This window comes from Bradyrhizobium sp. USDA 4454, assembly GCF_054822705.1.
On record NZ_JBTRCN010000001.1, the window covers coordinates 5,962,023 to 5,979,947 of the forward strand.

Annotated in this window: 15 protein-coding genes and 1 pseudogene; 6 read left to right on the top strand and 10 right to left on the bottom strand. The window is 65.7% G+C overall.

The features are described from left to right. Positions 1–38: 38 nt before the first annotated feature. Positions 39–3,512, bottom strand: a complete 3,474-nt coding sequence (locus ACVIW0_RS27740) for an indolepyruvate ferredoxin oxidoreductase family protein (RefSeq protein WP_461355239.1) — start codon at positions 3,510–3,512, stop codon at positions 39–41. Between the two features lie 229 nt (positions 3,513–3,741). On the opposite strand from ACVIW0_RS27740, the gene ACVIW0_RS27745 reads away from it, so the two are divergent. The 5 genes and pseudogenes from ACVIW0_RS27745 to ACVIW0_RS27765 all read left to right on the top strand — a co-directional run bounded on the left by ACVIW0_RS27745 (position 3,742) and on the right by ACVIW0_RS27765 (position 6,529). Further along, a complete protein-coding gene (locus ACVIW0_RS27745) occupies positions 3,742–4,692 on the top strand; it encodes a hypothetical protein (protein ID WP_461355240.1) in 951 nt (316 codons plus the stop codon). 149 nt (positions 4,693–4,841) lie between these two features. Beyond that, a pseudogene (locus ACVIW0_RS27750) lies at positions 4,842–4,967 on the top strand (carboxymuconolactone decarboxylase family protein); the annotation flags it as partial. A gap of 145 nt (positions 4,968–5,112) precedes the next feature. Next, positions 5,113–5,292: a hypothetical protein gene (locus ACVIW0_RS27755; protein ID WP_461357564.1), complete on the top strand. Its 180-nt coding sequence runs from the start codon at positions 5,113–5,115 to the stop codon at positions 5,290–5,292. Between the two features lies 1 nt (position 5,293). Further along, a complete protein-coding gene (locus ACVIW0_RS27760) occupies positions 5,294–6,094 on the top strand; it encodes an SDR family NAD(P)-dependent oxidoreductase (protein WP_461355241.1) in 801 nt (266 codons plus the stop codon). Positions 6,095–6,310: 216 nt separating this feature from the next. Then, complete coding sequence (locus ACVIW0_RS27765) at positions 6,311–6,529, top strand: hypothetical protein (protein WP_028334528.1); 219 nt, start codon at positions 6,311–6,313, stop codon at positions 6,527–6,529. A gap of 35 nt (positions 6,530–6,564) precedes the next feature. On the opposite strand, the gene ACVIW0_RS27770 is transcribed toward ACVIW0_RS27765, so the two are convergent. Together ACVIW0_RS27770 and ACVIW0_RS27775 are read right to left on the bottom strand one after the other, a co-directional pair. After that, complete coding sequence (locus ACVIW0_RS27770; RefSeq protein ID WP_461355242.1) at positions 6,565–9,747, bottom strand: efflux RND transporter permease subunit; 3,183 nt, start codon at positions 9,745–9,747, stop codon at positions 6,565–6,567. Positions 9,748–9,770: 23 nt separating this feature from the next. Then, entirely contained in the window at positions 9,771–11,018 is a 1,248-nt protein-coding gene (locus ACVIW0_RS27775) for an efflux RND transporter periplasmic adaptor subunit (RefSeq protein ID WP_461355243.1), read from the bottom strand. Positions 11,019–11,221: 203 nt separating this feature from the next. On the opposite strand from ACVIW0_RS27775, the gene ACVIW0_RS27780 reads away from it, so the two are divergent. Continuing rightward, positions 11,222–11,821: a TetR/AcrR family transcriptional regulator gene (locus ACVIW0_RS27780; RefSeq protein WP_461355244.1), complete on the top strand. Its 600-nt coding sequence runs from the start codon at positions 11,222–11,224 to the stop codon at positions 11,819–11,821. 225 nt (positions 11,822–12,046) lie between these two features. Here ACVIW0_RS27780 and ACVIW0_RS27785 read toward each other — a convergent pair whose 3' ends face one another. From ACVIW0_RS27785 to ACVIW0_RS27815, 7 genes are read right to left on the bottom strand one after another with little or no spacing between them, the layout of a single operon-like run. Next, positions 12,047–12,658 (bottom strand): pyridoxamine 5'-phosphate oxidase family protein, encoded by a 612-nt coding sequence (locus ACVIW0_RS27785; RefSeq protein ID WP_461355245.1) that lies wholly within the window; start codon positions 12,656–12,658, stop codon positions 12,047–12,049. Positions 12,659–12,679: 21 nt separating this feature from the next. Next, positions 12,680–13,276: a phosphonate metabolism protein/1,5-bisphosphokinase (PRPP-forming) PhnN gene (phnN, locus tag ACVIW0_RS27790; protein ID WP_461355246.1), complete on the bottom strand. Its 597-nt coding sequence runs from the start codon at positions 13,274–13,276 to the stop codon at positions 12,680–12,682. Next, the gene (locus ACVIW0_RS27795; protein WP_461355247.1) at positions 13,273–14,427 is read right to left on the bottom strand and encodes an alpha-D-ribose 1-methylphosphonate 5-triphosphate diphosphatase; all 1,155 of its coding nucleotides are present in this window, start codon (positions 14,425–14,427) and stop codon (positions 13,273–13,275) included. The genes phnN and ACVIW0_RS27795 overlap by 4 nt, the downstream gene beginning before the upstream one ends. 13 nt (positions 14,428–14,440) lie before the next feature. Next, positions 14,441–15,139 carry a phosphonate C-P lyase system protein PhnL gene (phnL, locus tag ACVIW0_RS27800; RefSeq protein ID WP_461355248.1) on the bottom strand — a complete coding sequence of 233 codons (699 nt, stop codon included), beginning with the start codon at positions 15,137–15,139 and terminating at the stop codon, positions 14,441–14,443. Positions 15,140–15,147: 8 nt separating this feature from the next. Next, the gene (gene phnK, locus ACVIW0_RS27805) at positions 15,148–15,945 is read right to left on the bottom strand and encodes a phosphonate C-P lyase system protein PhnK (protein WP_212022914.1); all 798 of its coding nucleotides are present in this window, start codon (positions 15,943–15,945) and stop codon (positions 15,148–15,150) included. Next, the gene (locus ACVIW0_RS27810; RefSeq protein ID WP_461355249.1) at positions 15,938–16,822 is read right to left on the bottom strand and encodes an alpha-D-ribose 1-methylphosphonate 5-phosphate C-P-lyase PhnJ; all 885 of its coding nucleotides are present in this window, start codon (positions 16,820–16,822) and stop codon (positions 15,938–15,940) included. The genes phnK and ACVIW0_RS27810 overlap by 8 nt, the downstream gene beginning before the upstream one ends. Continuing rightward, positions 16,819–17,922: a carbon-phosphorus lyase complex subunit gene (locus ACVIW0_RS27815; protein ID WP_461355250.1), complete on the bottom strand. Its 1,104-nt coding sequence runs from the start codon at positions 17,920–17,922 to the stop codon at positions 16,819–16,821. Before ACVIW0_RS27815 ends, ACVIW0_RS27810 begins: the two co-directional genes overlap by 4 nt. Between the last annotated feature and the right edge of the window lie 3 nt (positions 17,923–17,925).

Here is a 17,925-nt window from a genome sequence, read left to right on the forward strand (position 1 = left end):
GGGTTACCGGTCAACCAGGGCGGCCGGGGAAAGTTCCCCTATTCGGCCGCCTGCGCCAGCGGCTGGCCGATCGCACGCTCCAGCCGCGCGCATTCGGTGCGGTAGCGGGCGACGTTGCCTTCCTTGATGTGGCCGTAGCCGCGCACGAGGTCCGCAGCCTTGGCCAGCGCTACCAGCCGCGGCAGATCGAGCGGCTTGTTGCCGTCGAGATGACGCAGGATCATCGCCGAATACTCGACCGGCAGCGCGCGCTCCATCTTGCGCTCGGCGGTGTAGCCGAAGATGTCGAATGCGGTGCCGCGCAGGCCCTTCAGGCCGGCCAGCAAGCCGAACGCCTTGAAGATCCACGGGCCGAATTCGCGCTTCTGCAACCGCCCGGTGACGGGATCGCGCTGCGCCAGCAGCGGCGGCGCCAGCAAGACCTTCAAACCCGAATTGCCCTCGAACTGCTCCCTCAAGGCCTTCGAAAACTCGCCATCCGAATAGAGCCGCGCGACCTCATATTCGTCCTTGTAGGCCATCAGCTTGAACAGGCCTTTTGCAAATGCCTCGGTCAGGTGCTGCGAGCCCGGCGCCGCCGCGGCCTCGGCCGTGCGGACGCGCGCGACGTCGTCGAGATAGCGCTTGGCGTAGGCCGCGTCCTGGTAGTCGGTGAGGAATTTGGCGCGGAACGCGATCGCCTCATCGAGCGTCTTCTTGGCAGGAGCTGTGCCCGCATTCTTGAAGCGCGCGGCGCTGACCACGCGCTGCAGGTCATGCGCGGCAAGCCGCCCCCACGAGAACGCGGTCTTGTTCATCTCGATCGCGGCGCCGTTGAGCTCGATTGCCTTCAGGATCGCCTCCAGCGACAGCGGGATCGCGCCGCGCTGGAACGCGAAGCCGAGCATGAAGGCGTTGGTCGCGATGCTGTCGCCCATCAGCGCGGTGGCAAGCCCCGTGGCGTCGAGGATGTCGAGATCGCCGGGCGTCACGGCGCCGTTCAGCGCATCGCGCATCGAGCCGGCCTCGAAATCGATATCGGGATCGATCACGAAGCTCGCCGTCGGCAGCAGATCGGCGTTGACGACGGCGCGGGTGACGCCGCGTTCGGCGCGGCTCAGCGCCGGCACGCTGGTGGCCACGACGAGATCGCAGCCGAGGATCAGATTGGCATTGCCCGGCGCGATGCGGACCGTGGTCAGCATGTCCGAGGTCGGCGCCAGCCGGACATGGCTCACGACCGCGCCGTTCTTCTGTGACAGGCCGGTGAAGTCGAGCGTCGAGCAGGCCAGCCCCTCGACATGTGCGGCCATGCCGAGCAGCGCGCCGATGGTGATAACGCCGGTGCCGCCGATGCCGGTGATCAGGATGTTGTAGGGGTTGCTCAACGCGGCCACAGTCGGCGTCGGCAGGTCGGCGAACAACGCCTTCGGATCGGCCGCGGTGCGGTCGGCCTTGCGCAGCTTGGGATCCTGCACCATCACGAAGCTCGGGCAGAAGCCCTCGATGCAGGAGAAATCCTTGTTGCAGTTCGACTGGTCGATGCGGCGCTTGCGGCCGAGCTCGGTCTCCAGCGGCTGCACCGAGACGCAGTTCGACGCCACCGAGCAATCGCCGCAGCCTTCGCAGACGCGCTCGTTGATGAAGACGCGCTTGGCCGGATCGGGAAACAGCCCGCGCTTGCGGCGGCGTCGCTTCTCGGCGGCGCAGGTCTGGTCGTAGATCAGGACGGTGAGGCCTTCGATCTCGCGCAAGGTGCGCTGCACGGCATCGAGCTCGCGGCGATGGTGGATGGTGGCGCCCGGCGGGAAATAATTGGCGGGATATTTGTCCGGATCGTCGGAGACGATCGCAAGTTTCTTGGTGCCCTCCGCCCAGACCTGATGCGCGATCTGCGATACCGTGAAGCCGCCTTCGGCGGGCTGGCCGCCGGTCATCGCCACCGCATCGTTGTAGAGGATCTTGTAGGTGATGTTGACGCCGGCGGCCGCGGCCGCGCGCAGCGCCAGAAGGCCCGAATGCGTATAGGTGCCGTCGCCGAGATTCTGGAACACGTGCTGTTCGCTGGTGAACGGCGCCTGCCCGATCCAGCTCACGCCCTCCGCGCCCATATGCGAGATGGTCTGGGTGTTGCGGTTCGGCACTGACAACGCCATGCCGTGACAACCGATGCCGGCCATGGCGCGGCTGCCCTCGGGAATCTTGGTCGACGAATTGTGCGGGCAGCCCGAGCAGAAATACGGTGTGCGTTGCAGCTTCGCGGTGCCGGTGCCCTCGGCCGGGCGATCGAACGCCTCGAGTTTTGCCAAACGCTGCTCCAGCAGCGGACTGCGATGGCCGAGCTTGCGCAGCCGTGCCACGACGGCGGCGGCGACCATGGTCGGCGTCAGCTCGCCCTCGCTCGGCAGCAGCGGCGCGCCGCTCTCGTCGCGCTTGCCGACCACCGACGGACGCCTCGCAGCGTCCATGTTGTAGAGGATGCGGACCAGCTGGTCCTCGATGAAGCCGCGCTTTTCCTCGACCACGAGCACGTCCTGCAAGCCCTCGGCGAAGGCGCGCGCGCCGTTGGCTTCGAGCGGCCAGGTCAGCGCCACCTTGTAGATGCGCAGGCCCAGCGCCTGCGCCTCGGCATCGGTGATGCCGAGATCGGCGAGCGCCTGGCGCAGGTCGAGATAGGCCTTGCCGGTCGCCATGATGCCGAGCCGCGCCGGCTTGGAATCCAGCACGATGCGGTCGAACCGGTTGGCGCGGGCGAAAGCCGCGATGGCCTCCATCTTGGGTCCGTGCAGACGACGTTCGGCCTCCAGCGGCGGATCCGGCCAGCGGATCGAGAGCCCGCCCGGCGGCATCTCGAAATCACCGGGCATGATGATCCTGATGCGGTCGGGATCGCTGACGATCGAGGCCGAGCTTTCCACCGTCTCGGAGATCGCCTTGAAGCCGACCCAGCAGCCGGAATAGCGCGACAGTGCGAAACCAAGGATGCCGAGATCGAGATAATCCTGCAGCGTGGCCGGATTGACCACCGGCATCAGCGCCGAGGCGAACACCTGCTCGCTCTGATGCGCGAGCGTGGAGGACTGGCAGCCATGGTCGTCGCCGGCGAGCGCGATCACGCCGCCATTCGGCGAGGTGCCTGCCGAATTGGCGTGCTTGAGCGCATCGAGCGAGCGGTCGACGCCGGGGCCCTTGCCGTACCAGATGCCGAACACGCCATCGACCTTGGCGCCGGGGAACATGCCGACCTGTTGGCTGCCCCAGACCGCGGTCGCCGCCAGGTCCTCGTTGAGGCCGGGAACGAAGGCGATGTCATGCTGTTTCAGGAAGGATTTCGCCCGCCATAGCGCGTGGTCGTACATGCCGAGCGGCGAGCCGCGGTAACCGGAGATGAAGCCGGCGGTGTTCAGCCCGTGCGCGCGGTCGCGTTCGCGCTGCAACATGGGCAATCGGACCAACGCCTGGGTACCGGAGAGGAAGATTCGCTTGGTGTCCAACCGGTACTTGTCGTCCAGTCCAACTTCCATCAACGCCATCAGGCTCCCCGTCGGTTAAGTCATGCCGGTCCGAACCGGTCTTTTCTGCGAATGATCATGCATCAGCATGCACTGATTTTGTTATGCATGAACAGCCCTGTTCCATGGCCGCAGCACATATCTCGTGCTGCGCGTGCGAGGCCTTGTTGCTCATACCGAGCCTTATTGCTCTGCGAGGCTTGCCGAACCCCGGCATCTTTGAAACGGTGGCGGACAAGGGAGACCAAGGATGATTACAGTCGAAACCGCATTCACGACGGAAATCGTGGAGAAGGACGGTCTGCTGGTGGGTCCCTGGCGCAGCCCGAAGCAGATGCTGCAGGCCCAGACCTACGACTCCCACGCGTCGATCCACGACGACGCAACCGCGCAGAAGCTCGGCTTCCGCGGCGGCACGATCGAGGGACCGACCCATTTCAGCCAGTTCGCGCCGCTGTGCGAGCGGATCTGGGGCCGCGCCTGGTTCATCACCGGCTGTCTGTCGGCGCATTACCGCAACCCGGTGTTCGAGGGCGAGGAGGTGCAGGCCCAGATCGAGAAGCCGAAGCCGGCGCAGACCGTTTGCACAATTGGGATGATCAAGCGCGACGGCACCGAGATCCTGCGCGGCACCGCCTCGATCGACGGCGACGGCACGGAGACCGCGCTGAGCCATCGGCTCGGCGAACTGAAGCCGCTGGCCGATCCGGTGATCCTCGCCGACATCAAGGTCGGCATGAAGACGCAGCGGCAGGCGATCAGGATGGATTTCGACCAGAACATGGGCGACCTCTATCCGTTCTCGCTGACCGACAAGCTCAAGGTGATCACCGAACCATCGGACTATTATTCGCTGGAGCACAATCCGTGGGGCCGCGCCATCATCCCGATGGAGATGCTGAGCGTGCTGTTCCAGTACCGCGCCCGCGAGGACCGGCTGCCGGTCCGGGGTCCCGCGGTCGGGCTGTTCGCGGACCAGGAGATCCGGCTTGTGCGCGGGCCGCTATTCCCGGGCGAGACCTATTGGGTCGAGCGCGAGGTCGTGGCGCTCTCGGGCAGCAAGCGCACCGAGAGCATGTGGGTGCGCTCGACGGTGTTCGATGCCGACAACGCCGTCGTCGCCACCATGCTGCTCAACGGCGCCAGCATGAAGGATTCCTACGCCAACTACGAGCGCGAGCACAAAGCCCTCTACGGCTGAGGCAGTAGCCGCCTGTTTCGCAAGCCGCCGAACCAAGGACAACAACAATGGCCCGCCTGCCCTATCTCGCCAACCAGGTCGCGTCAGAATACCGCGACATGCTCAAGCGCAACACCAATTTGCACAAGCTCTTGGTGAACTCGCCCGAGATGGCGCGCGCCTTCAACGGCGTCGGCGGCTACATCCGCTTCAAGAGCAAGCTCGACCCGCGCTTGCGCGAGCTCGCGATCCTGCAGGTCGGCTGGCTCGAGAAGTCGGAGTACGAGTTCACCCATCATGTGAAGATCGGCAAGGAGTTCGGCGTCACCGACGAGGACATCAAGGGCCTGATCGCCGAGACCGACGGCCAGCCATCGTTCGCTCGAACCGCTGGCGAAAGCGGTCCTCAGGGGCGCCCGCGAGATGGTGCGCGAGCTCGCAATGTCGGAGGCGACCTTCGCCGAGATCAAGCGGGAGCTGTCCGACGAGCACATGACCGATTTGGTACTGACCATCGCGTTCTACTGCGCCGTGGTGCGGGTGCTCGCCACAATGCAGATCGACAACGAGCCGACCTACAAAGAGGTACTGCAACAGTACCCGATCCCGGGAGTGAAGTGAGATGCGCCTCAAAGATCGCGTCGCCATCGTCGTCGGCGCCGGCCAGAGCCCCGGCGAGGGCATGGGCAACGGCCGCGCCACCGCGCTGACCTTCGCCCGCGAAGGCGCCAAGGTGCTGTGCGTCGATCACAATCTGGCTTCGGCGCAGGAGACCGTCGACCTGATCGCGGCCAAGGGCGGCACGTCAGTTGCCGTCAAGGCCGACGTCACCAGGAATGCCGACATCAAGGCGATGGTGGCGGAAGCGCATGGCCGCTGGGGCAGCGTCGATATCCTGCACAACAATGTCGGCGTCAGCCTGTCCGGCGGCGACGCCGAGCTGCTCGATATCACAGAGGAAGCCTTCGACCGTTGCGTGGCGATCAACCTGAAGAGCTGCATCCTCGCCGCCAAGCACGTGATCCCGATCATGCGCCAGCAGCAGCGCGGCTCGATCATCAACATCTCGTCGATGGCCGCGATCACGACCTATCCCTACGTCGCCTACAAGGCGACCAAGGCGGCGATGATCGCCTTCACCGAACAGCTCGCCTACCAGAATGCGCAATATGGCATTCGCGCAAACGTGATCCTGCCAGGATTGATGAACACGCCGATGGCGGTGGACACGCGGGCGCGCGAATTCAACAAGAGCCGCGCCGAGGTCGAGGCCGAGCGTGACAGCAAGGTACCGCTGCGTCACAAGATGGGCACCGGCTGGGATGTTGCCAACGCCGCGCTGTTTCTCGCCTCTGATGAGGCGAATTTCGTGACCGGTGTCACGTTGCCGGTCGACGGCGGTGCAAGCGTGCGGCGCGGTTAACCCCGATGATTAACCTATGTGACCACGTGCAGTTAATCTCTGTGACGCAATCACGCGTTATTGCGCCGCAATGATTCGAAAAAATTGAAGTATTCCAATGACACGGCGATGTGACGGCGCGTCCACATAAATCGAAATCCTGACTCGTTGTGGTCGCACGAAATTCATCTGCGCTCGGTATCTCGCACGCCAAGAACTTCTGGAGTGCCAGGAACGATGAGCGAAGAATTCGAACTCAGACCCGATCAGTGGGATGCGCTGAAGGCGCTGCGGGCTCCCGCAGCAAACCCGTCACGGCTGAATCGATTTGCCGTGGAAAGCCTGATCACGCTCGGCTATGTCGCCGTGCGCGGCGACTCGTTTGAGCTGACGCCCGCGGGCCGCAAGGTGCTGGTCCGCGGTTCGTCGCTGCTGCTGCTCGATATCGCAGCCTGACCTCTTGAAACTCACTAGAAGTTACACACGCGGCATCATGCCGCGTGTGCCTTTCCGGGGATCGTCGCCTCGCCGTGCTGCGTCAGCGGCTTCATGCCGGTGAGGCTGCGCAGCAGTACATAGAACACCGGCGTCAGGAACAGGCCGAACACCGTGACGCCGATCATGCCGGAGAACACCGCGACACCCATCGCGCGCCGCATCTCCGAGCCCGCCCCGGTCGACAGCACCAGCGGCAGCACGCCCATGATGAAGGCCATCGAGGTCATCAGGATCGGCCGCAGCCTTAAGCGGCTCGCCTCGATCGCAGCGCGGATCGGTGACCGCCCGGCGAATTCGAGCTCGCGCGCGAATTCGACGATCAGGATGGCGTTCTTGGCCGACAATCCGACCAGCACGATCAGGCCGATCTGGGTGAAGACGTTGTTGTCGCCCTTCGACAGCCAGACGCCGAACATCGCCGCCAACAGGCCCATCGGCACGATCATGATGATCGAGAGCGGCAACGCCAGGCTCTCATAGAGCGCGGCGAGCACCAGGAACACCAACAGGATCGCCAGCGGGAACACCCAGAGCCCGGAATTGCCGGCGATGAACTCCTGATAGGTCAGGTCGGTCCATTCAAAGGCGAAGCCCGGCGGCAGCACCTCGGCCGCGATCCGCGTCGCCGCCTCCTGCGCCTGGCCTGAGGAGTACCCGGGCGCGGCCGCTGCGTTGATGTCCGACGACAGGAAGCCGTTGTAGCGGATCGCACGCTCCGGGCCTGCGCTCTGGCGGACCTTCAGCAGCGCCGACAGCGGCACCATGTCGCCGGACGACGAGCGCACCTTCAACTGCCTGATATCGTCGGCACGGGCGCGGAACGGCGCGTCGGCCTGTACATAGACCGAATAGGTGCGGCCGAATTTGTTGAAGTCGTTGACGTAGTAGGAGCCGAGATAGATCTGCAGCGTGTTGAAGACCTCCGTGACGGGCACGCCGAGCTGCAACGCCTTGGTGCGGTCGATGTCGGCGAACAGCTGCGGCACGTTGACCTGGAAGCTCGAGAACACGCCGGCGATCTCCGGTGCCTTCTGCATCGCCGCCATGAACGCCCTGGTGGCGTCGTTCAACGCCTCATAGCCAAGACCGGCACGATCCTCGATCTGCAGCTTGAAGCCGCCGATGGTGCCGAGGCCGTTGACCGGCGGCGGCGGGAACATGGCGATGAAGGCGTCCTGGATGCCGGCATACTTCTTGTTCAGCTCCATCGCGATCGCGGGTCCCGAGAGCGACGGATCCTTGCGCTCGTCGAAGGGCTTCAGGGTCGAGAACACGATGCCGGCGTTGGAGGAGTTGGTGAAGCCGGAGATCGACAGGCCGGGGAACGCCACCGAGCTCTCGACGCCGGGCTGGGTCAGCGCGATGTCGCTCATCTTGCGGATCACTTCCTCGGTGCGGTCGAGCGTCGCGCCATCGGGCAGCCGGGCAAAGCCGACCAGGTACTGCTTGTCCTGACCCGGCACGAAGCCCGACGGCACCTGCTTGAACAGCACGCCGGTCACGCCGATCAAGAGCACGTAGAGGCCGATCACCACGGCCTTGCCGTAGATCACCTTGGTGACGGTGCGGCCGTAGTTCTCCGAGGACTTGGTGAAGACCTTGTTGAAGCCGCGGAAGAACCAGCCCAGCGACTTTTCCATGATCCGGGTCAGCCAGTCCTTCGGCTCGTGATGGCCCTTCAGCAGCAGCGCCGACAGCGCCGGCGACAGCGTCAGCGAGTTGATCGCCGAGATCACGGTCGAGATCGCAATGGTCAGCGCGAACTGCTTGTAGAACTGGCCGGTGAGGCCGGAGATGAAGGCGAGCGGCACGAACACCGCGATCAGGACCAGCGCGATCGCGATGATCGGGCCGGACACTTCGCGCATCGCCTGGTTGGTGGCGTCGCGCGGCGACAGCCCGGATTCGATGTTGCGCTCGACGTTCTCGACCACGACGATGGCATCGTCGACCACGATGCCGATCGCCAGCACCAGGCCGAACAGGCTGAGCGCGTTGATCGAGAAGCCGAACACATGCATCACCGCGAAGGTGCCGACGATCGACACCGGAACCGCGATCAGCGGGATGATCGAGGCGCGCCAGGTCTGCAGGAACAGGATCACGACCAGCACGACGAGTGCGATCGCCTCGAGCAGGGTGTGGATCACGGCCTCGATCGAGGAACGCACGAACTGGGTCGGATCGTAGACGATCTGGTAGGACACGCCTTCCGGCATGTTCTTCTTGATCTCGGCCATGGTGGCGCGGACATGGTCGGAGATCTCCAGCGCGTTCGATCCCGGCGCCTGGAAGATCGGGATCGCGACCGCCTGCTTGTTGTCGAGCAGCGAGCGCAGGCCGTATTCGGAGGCGCCGAGCTCGATCCGCGCGACGTCGCGCAGCCGCACCACTTCGCCGGCCGCACCGGTCTTGACCACGATGTCGCCGAACTGCTCCTCGGTCGACAGCCGCCCCTCTGCGTTGACGGAGAGCTGCAGGTCGAGGCCCTTGACGCTCGGCGAGGAGCCGACCACGCCAGCGGCGGCCTCGACGTTCTGCGCCTGGATCGCGCGCACCACGTCGCTCGCGGTCAGGCTATGTTCGGCCGCCTTCTGCGGATCGACCCAGACCCGCATCGAATAGTCGCCGGCGCCATAGAGCTGGACGTCGCCGACGCCGTCGATCCGCGCCAATCGGTCCTTGACGTTGAGCACCGCGTAGTTGCGCAGATACGTCATGTCGTAGCGGTTGTTCGGCGACAGCAGATGCACGACCATGGTGAGGTCGGGCGAGCTCTTCTTGGTGATGATGCCGAGCTGGCGCACCACGGCCGGCAGGCGGGGCTCGGCCTGCTGCACCCGGTTCTGCACGAGCTGGGTGGCCTTGTCGGGATCGGTGCCGAGCCGGAACGTCACCGTCAGCGTCATCGCGCCATCGGTGGTCGCCTGGCTCGACATATAGAGCATGCCCTCGACGCCGTTGATCTGCTCCTCGATCGGCGTGGCCACCGTCTCCGCGATCACCTTCGGATTGGCGCCGGGATAGGTCGCACGCACCACGACCGACGGCGGCACCACATCCGGATATTCCGAGATCGGCATCGCCAGCAGCGAGATCAGGCCGGCCAGGAAGATCACGATCGACAGCACGCCGGCGAAGATCGGCCGGTCGATGAAGAATTTGGAGAGATTCATGGCTTCGCCCCCGCGTGCAGCGCCTAGCGCTGCACGACGTGCTGGTTGGTTTCAGTGGATGCCTGCTGCATGCCGCGCGCGCCCATTTCGGCGACTTCCATCTTCAGAAGCGCACCGGGACGCACGCGCTGCAGGCCGTTGACGACGATGCGGTCGCCGGATTTCAGGCCGCCGGTGACGACCCGCAGGCCATCGACCGCGCCGCCGAGCGTGACCGGGCGATAGACCGCGCGGCCGTCGTCGCCGACCGCCATCACGAACTTCTTGTCCTGGTCGGTGCCGATGGCACGCTCGTCGATCAAGACCAGCGTCTGCTGCTTGGGCTGGCCCATGCGCACCCGCGCGAACTGCCCCGGGATCAATCGTCCGTCATCGTTCTTGAACACTGCGCGGACGCGGATGGTGCCGCTCTGCCCGTTGACCTGGTTGTCGATCAGCTGGATGTGCCCCTTGGCGCTGAGGCCGCCTGAAGTGACCATGTCGACCGGGATCTGGTCGAGATTGCCGCGCTTGCCGGAGGCATCCGCGATCGAGTTGAGCGCGCGCAGCACCACCTCCTCGTCGGCATCGAAGCTCGCATAGATCGGATTGACCGAGACCAGCGAGGTCAGCACCGGCGAAGATGTCCCCGCTGCGACGAGATTGCCGACCGTGACCTCGATCCGGCCGACCCGGCCATCGACCGGCGCGCGTACCTCGGTGTAATCGAGGTTGAGCTTTGCGGTCTGCAACGCGGCTTCGGCGGCCTTGACGTTGGCGATCGCCTCGCGATTGGTGTTGTCGCGCTGGTCGAAATCGCGCTTGGTCACGATGTTGTTGCCGACCAGTTGCGCGCCGCGCTCAACCTCGTTGGCGGCAAAGACCGCGCGGGCCTTGGCGGCCTCAAGCTGGGCCTGGGCCCGGTCGACCTCGGCCGCATAGGGCGCGGGGTCGATCTTGAACAGGATGTCGCCGGCTTTCACCAGCGCGCCCTCGGTGAAGTTGGTCGACTGGATCGCGCCCGCCACCCGCGGACGCAGCTGGACGCGGTCGACGGCCTCGAGCCGGCCCGAGAAATCATCGAACAGGGTGGTCGGCCGCGGCTGGATCACGGCCACGGTGACCGGCACCGCCGGTTCAGCGGCGGCGGCGGCAGTCGCGGTCGCCTGGGCGGCATGGAAATAATGGCCGGTCGCGATCGAACCGGCCACCGCGACGGCGCCAAGGATCACGACACCGCCGATGACGCGTCGGAAACGGCCGGAACGGGGATTTTGGGTTGACGAGGGCATTCACGCGCTCCAGATATCTGTAGTGTTCGCTACAGATGTGGAGCTGGACGCCGGTTCGCAAGATACTTATGTATCGAGCACTATGAATTTCTTATCTCATTCGTGGGGAAATGGGAAGACGCGGAAAAACATCAGGTGCAACAAAAGGATAAGCCAGGGACAATCCGTCACAGAACGGCACCCGGCTTACGGAGCAACGACAAATGGGAATGGGACGCCCCCGCGCCTTCGACGCGGACGCCGCTTTGGACCGGGCCATGGATGTGTTCTGGCGCCACGGCTACGAGGGCGCGACGATCGCGCAGCTCACCGAGGCGATGAGCATTAATCCGCCGAGCCTTTATGCCGCCTTTGGCAGCAAGGAAGGCCTGCTGAAGGCCGCGCTCGACCGCTACACCGAGAAGCGCGACGCCTGGATGGACCGGGTGCTCGATGCCCCGACCGCGCACGAGGTGGCCGAACGATTCCTGATGGAGCACGCGGACGCCCAGACCGACCCCGCCAACCCGCCCGGCTGTCTGCTGGTGCAGGGCGGCCTTGCCTGCGGCACCGGCTCGGAGAACGTTCCGTTTGAACTGGCTGCGCGTCGCACCCGAACCGAGGACCAGCTGCGCGAGCGCTTCGTCCGCGCCAAGGCCAAAGGTGATCTGGGCGAGAGCGTCGATCCAGCCACGCTTGCGCGCTATCTCTCCGCGGTGACATCAGGCATGTGCGTGATGGCCTCCTCGGGTGCCGACCGCAACGCGCTGCGCGAGATCGCAGCGGTGTCGCTGAAGGCCTTCGACGAGCAGACGAAGGGCTAAGCTGTTTCAGCAGCAACTTCGGCGCAGCCGTCGGAAGTCACCTCGCCCCGCTTGCGGGGAGAGGTCGAATTCGAGCCTGGCTCGAATTCGGGTGAGGGGAGTTGCCGCGAGCACAACTCTCACCATCACGGCGGCACGGCCCCTCGCCCCAACCCTCTCCCCGCATCCGCCTTCGCCCGAAGGCGGGTTTCGGCGGACAAGAGAGCGGGGCGAGGGAGAAAAATGTCACCACATCGTCTGCCGCGCGCGCTCCGGCCACTCGCGATCATATTTCTCGCCGCCGACCGTGTGCTCGCTCATCTCGGCGAGGATCTGGCCCGGCGTCGGCAAGGCGCTCGGATTGACCCGCTTGTCGGGATTCCAGAGGTCGGAGCGCACGATCGCGCGGGCACACTGGAAGTAGATCTCGTCCACGGTCATCACGATCACGGTGCGCGGCGCCTTGCCTTCCATCTTGAAGGAGGTCATCAGCTCCGGCTCGGCGGTGACATGGGCGCGGCCGTTGACGCGCAGCGTGCTGCCCGAGCCCGGAATCAGGAACAGCAGCCCGACACGGGGGTCGCGCACGATGTTGCGCAGCGAATCGCAGCGATTGTTGCCGCGGCGGTCCGGCATCATCAGCGTCTTCGGATCATGGATGCGGACAAAACCCGGCAGGTCGCCGCGCGGCGAGCAATCGAGCCCCTCGGGGCCCGAGGTCGCAAGCGACACGAATGGCGATTTCTCGATCAGCACACGATAGAGCGGCGTCACGTGATCGGCGACCTTGACGGTCGACGCGTCGTTCGGGAAGCCGTAGATCGCCTCAAGCTGCTCGATCGTAGTGATCACCGACATTCGTGTTGTTCTCCTCTGCTGCTACTCGTCCCAGCGCTCGCCCTTGATGATGCGGACCAGCTGTCGCGCGTGGTATTCGGCGGTGCCGGAATTGACGATGGTGAAATCGGGCGTCGCGGTGCTCTCGTCGACGGTACGAGCCAGCCGCTGTGCGAGCAGGCCGTCGCTGCTGCGCGCCCGCGCAGCCAGCCTCGCCGCGAGCACGTCCGGCGGCGCCGTGATCGACACCACGGTCGCGTTGGCATAGTTGCGCCGCGCCGCCGCGATCACGGTGCGCGAGACGTTCGCGATCACGGTGCGCCCCGCGCGGATCTCATCATCGATCGCCCGCGACAGCGCATAGCGATGGCCGTGCGCTTCCCAATGCATCGCGTAGTCGCCGGCGGCAACCGCGCGCTGGAAGGCGTCCGCGCTGACTTCTTCATTGTCTTCCGACGCCGAAGCCTGGCGAGTGATCAGGCGGCGAGGAAACACGATGTCGCGATCACCGGCGCAGGCCGTTTTCGCGAGTCCCAGCAGCGTATCCTTGCCCGCACCGCTCGGGCCGACCACCAGGATCAACCGGCCGGGACCGATCGTGCTGGCATGTTGCCCGGCGAGGACGGACACGTCGGTCACGCCACCCTCCCCCCTTCGCGCCAGACGCTGCGCACCACCGGCAGGTCGCGCGCGACATGCACGCGGATCAGGTCGGCGCGCCGGCCGACCGCGATCTCGCCGCGATCGGTGAGCCCGACGGCTTCCGCCGGCGTCTTGGTCACGGTGCGGACGGCAGAGGCGAGATCGATCGCCGGCACATGCCGCGGCAATTGCAACGCCGCCATCAACAGGCTCGACGGGATGTAATCCGACGACAGGATGTCGAGCATGCCCTCATTGGCGAGATCGACCGCGGCGATATTGCCGGAGTGCGAGCCGCCGCGCACCACGTTGGGCGCGCCCATCAGGATATCGATGCCGGCGGCGTGCAAGCCCCGCGCGGCTTCCATCGTGGTCGGGAATTCCGCGACCGCGACCTTGTCGTTGACGGCGTCGACCACGTTCTCGTCCGTGGTGTCGTCATGACTCGCCAGCGGAATCTTGTACGCATGCGCCAGTGCGACAATCGCGCGGGTGTTGGCGACGGCATATTCCTTCTGGTAGGCGAAGCGCCGCGCGAACAGCACGTCGAGCTGGGCGTCGGTCATGCCGCCGCCCTTGCCGCGGTAGTAGTCGCGCAGCTTGACCTCGTCGCGGAACTGGCGCTGCCCCGGCGTATGGTCCATCAGCGACATCAGCCGCACGTCCGGCCGGTCGATCAGCTCCTTGGCTTCGGCGACGACGTCCGGCATCGGCACCTCGCAGCGCAGATGCAGGAAGTGATCGGCGCGCAGCAGATTCTCCTCGCGCGCGGCCGAGATCGCCGCCGCCAGCACGCCAGCACGGCCGTCGACATCCTCGGCGCCGTCCTCGCGCCAGACGCGCAGCGAATCCAGCACCGTGGTGATGCCCGAGGTCGCGAGCTGCCCGTCATAGGAGATCACGGCGGCGACCGGATTCCAGAACACCTTGGGCCGCGGCACGTAGTGCATCTCGAGATGGTCGGTGTGCAGCTCGATCAGCCCGGGCATCAGCAGATCGCCGCCGGCATCCTCGGCAGCATCCGGCGCCCTGCCCTCGCCGTACTCGGCGATCTTGCCATCCACGATCGCGACCCAGCCCTGCTCGATCACGCGATCGGCGAGGACCAACCGGGCGTTGCCGATGATGGCGTCTTGCTTGGCGGTCATTTCAAACAGTCCTTCAGGCGGCAGCGGCGAACGAGGTGACGTCGACGATCCGGTCGGCGATCAGATGACGAATTTCGTCGTCATGGACAATAGCGACCATCGCGACGCCCTTGGTCTTTTTCTCCGCAATCAGCTCGACCACCACGGCGCGGTTCGCGGCATCGAGCGAAGCGGTTGGTTCGTCCAGCAGCAGGATCGGCAGGTCCGAGATGAAGCCGCGCGCGATGTTGACGCGCTGCTGCTCGCCCCCGGAAAAGGTCGAGGGCGGCAGGGTCCACAGCCGCTCCGGGATGTTGAGCCGGCGCAACAGCCGGCCGGCGCGCTCGCGGGCCTCCTCGCGCGTCACGCCGTTGACGATCAGCGGCTCGGCGACGACGTCGATGGTCGCCACCCGCGGCACCGCGCGCAGAAACTGGCTGACATAGCCGATGGTCGAGCGGCGGATGCTCAGCACCTGGCGCGGCTCGGCAGTGGCAAGGTCGATCACCTTGCCGTGGTGGCGGATGCCGATCCGGCCGCTGTCGCAGCGATAGTTGCCGAAGATCATCTTCAGGATCGAGGATTTGCCGGCGCCCGACGGGCCCGACAGCACCACGCATTCGCCTGGCTCGACGTGGAAGGAGACGCCGCGCACCACGGGCAACTCGACACCACCCTGCAGATGCATGGTGAAGGTCTTCTCGGCGTTGGCAAGTTCGATCATCGCGGTCATTGGCAAGCTCATGGCGGCAGAATCGAGGAGACGAGCAGCTGCGTATAGGGCTCGCGCGGATCGTCGAGCACCTGGTCGGTGAGACCGGTCTCGATGACGCGGCCGCCCTTCATCACCATCACGCGATGCGACAGCAGGCGCGCAACGGCAAGATCATGGGTGACCACGATGGCGGCCAGCCCGAGCTCGCTGACCAGGTTGCGCATCAGGTCGAGCAGGCGCGCCTGCACCGAGACATCAAGGCCGCCGGTCGGCTCGTCCATGAACACCAGCCGCGGCTCGGTGACGAGGTTGCGCGCGATCTGCAATCGCTGCCGCATGCCGCCGGAATAGGTCTTCGGCGCATCGTCGATGCGGCCGACATCGATCTCGACCCGCTCCAGCCAGGTCGATGCGGTGTCGCGGATCCGGCCGTAGTGATTCCACCCCACAGCCATCAGCCGTTCGCCGACATTGGCGCCGGCCGAAACGCCCATGCGCAGGCCCTGCGCCGGATCCTGATGCACAAAACCCCAGTCGGTGCGGAACAGGAAGCGCCGCTCGGCCTCGCCGAGTTCGGCGAGATCGCGCAGCACCCCGTCGCGCATCCGGTACGACACCCGGCCCGCGCTGGGCGCGAGCTGCGCCGAGAGCAGTTGCAGCAAGGTCGATTTGCCCGAACCGGATTCGCCGACGATCGCCAGCACCTCGCCGGGATAGAGCGCGAACGAGACGTCGCGGCAGGCAGGAAGCCGGCCGTAATTCTTGGCGAGCCCTTCGGCCACCAGCAGCGGCTGGTCGTTGTCGAGGCTTGCGAGCTCAGACATGCGCCTTCTCCTTGTGCGGCGCGGCGCTCTCGGTGCCGTGATGGCCGGCGGCCTGGCGCTGCTCGCAGAAGTCGGTGTCGGAGCAGACGAACATCCGCCCGCCTCTGTCGTCGGTGACGATCTCGTCAAGATAGGAATTGTCGGCGCCGCACAGCGCGCAGGGCGCGTTGAAGCGGTAGCGCGTGAACGGGTGATCCTCGAAATCCAGCGACACCACCGTAGTGTAGGGCGGGATCGCGTAGATGCGCTTTTCGCGGCCGGCGCCGAACAGCTGCAGCGCCGCGCAATTGTCCATCTTCGGATTGTCGAATTTCGGCGTCGGCGACGGATCCATCACGTAGCGTGCGTTCACCTTCACCGGATAGGCGTAGGCGGTCGCGATGTGGCCGAAGCGCGCGATGTCCTCGTAGAGCTTGACGTGCATCAGCCCGTATTCGGCGAGCGCGTGCATCCGCCGCGTCTCGGTCTCGCGCGGCTCCAGGAAGCGCAACGGCTCGGGGATCGGCACCTGATAGACCAGCACCTGTCCGGCGTGCAGCGTTGCCTCGGGAATGCGGTGCCTGGTCTGGATCACGGTCGCGTCCGTGGTCGAGGTCGTGGTCGCGACATCAGCGGTCTTGCCGAAGAACTTGCGGATCGAGATCGCATTGGTGGTGTCGTCCGAGCCTTGGTCGATCACCTTCAGCACGTCGTCAGGACCGAGGATCGAGGCCGTCACCTGCACGCCGCCGGTGCCCCAGCCATACGGCATCGGCATCTCGCGACTGGCGAACGGCACCTGATAGCCGGGGATCGCGATCGCCTTGAGGATCGCGCGGCGGATCATCCGCTTGGTCTGCTCGTCGAGATAGGCGAAATTGTATGTCGGCGCGTTCATTCCGCGGCCTCCTGCAGTTCGAGCGCCTGATTGGCCTCGGCGAATTCCTGCCGCAGCTTGCGCAGCAGGCCGAGCTCGGACTGGAAGTCGACATAGTGCGGCAGTTTGAGATGCTCGACGAAGCCGGTCGACTGCACATTGTCGGAGTGCGACATCACGAACTCCTCGTCCTGCGCCGGCGCCGCCGATTCCTCGCCGAGCTCGCGTGCCCGCAGCGCGCGGTCGACCAGCGCCATCGACATGGTCTTGCGCTCGCTCTGGCCGAAGGCGAGGCCATAGCCGCGGGTGAAGCACGGTGCCTCTGATGTCGAGCCCTTGAACTGGTTGACCATCTGGCATTCGGTTAATTCGATCGAGCCGAGCGGCACCGCGAAGCCGACGTCCTCGGCGAACAGCTCGACCTCGACCTCGCCGAAGCGAATCTCGCCGGCGAAGGGGTGATTACGGCCATAGCCACGCTGCGTCGAATAGCCGAGCGCGAGCAGGAAGCCCTCGTCGCCGCGCGCCAGGTTCTGCAGCCGCAGATCGCGATCGGCCGGGAAGCTCAGCGGCTCGCGCGTGAGGTCGCCGACCGGCGCGTTGCTATCTGCCTGCGGCGAGGATTCGATCAGGCCATCGCGGCCGAGGATATCGGTGACCCGCGGCGTCGCCGCCGACGAGGCCTCCGCTGTGGCCGGCTGCTCCGGCACAAAACCTTCCGCGAGCTGCGGATCGAGCAGGCGATGGGTGTAGTCGAAGGTCGGCCCCAGGATCTGGCCGCCCGGAACGTCCTTGAAGGTCGAGGAGATCCGGCGCCGCACCTGCATCTCGCCGGTGTTGACCGGCTCGGTGGCGCCGAAGCGCGGCAGCGTGGCGCGGAAGGCGCGGACCAGGAAGATCGCCTCGATCATATCGCCGCGCGCCTGCTTGATCGCCAGCGCCGCAAGCTCGCGGTCGTACAGCGAGCCTTCGGTCATCACGCGATCGACACCGAGCGCGAGCTGCTCGGAGATCTGCGCCAGCGTCACCTCGGGCACATCGCGATCGCCGCGCCGCTCGTGCGCGAGCAGGCGATGAGCGTTCTCGATGGCGCGTTCGCCTCCCTTGACGGCTACATACATCGC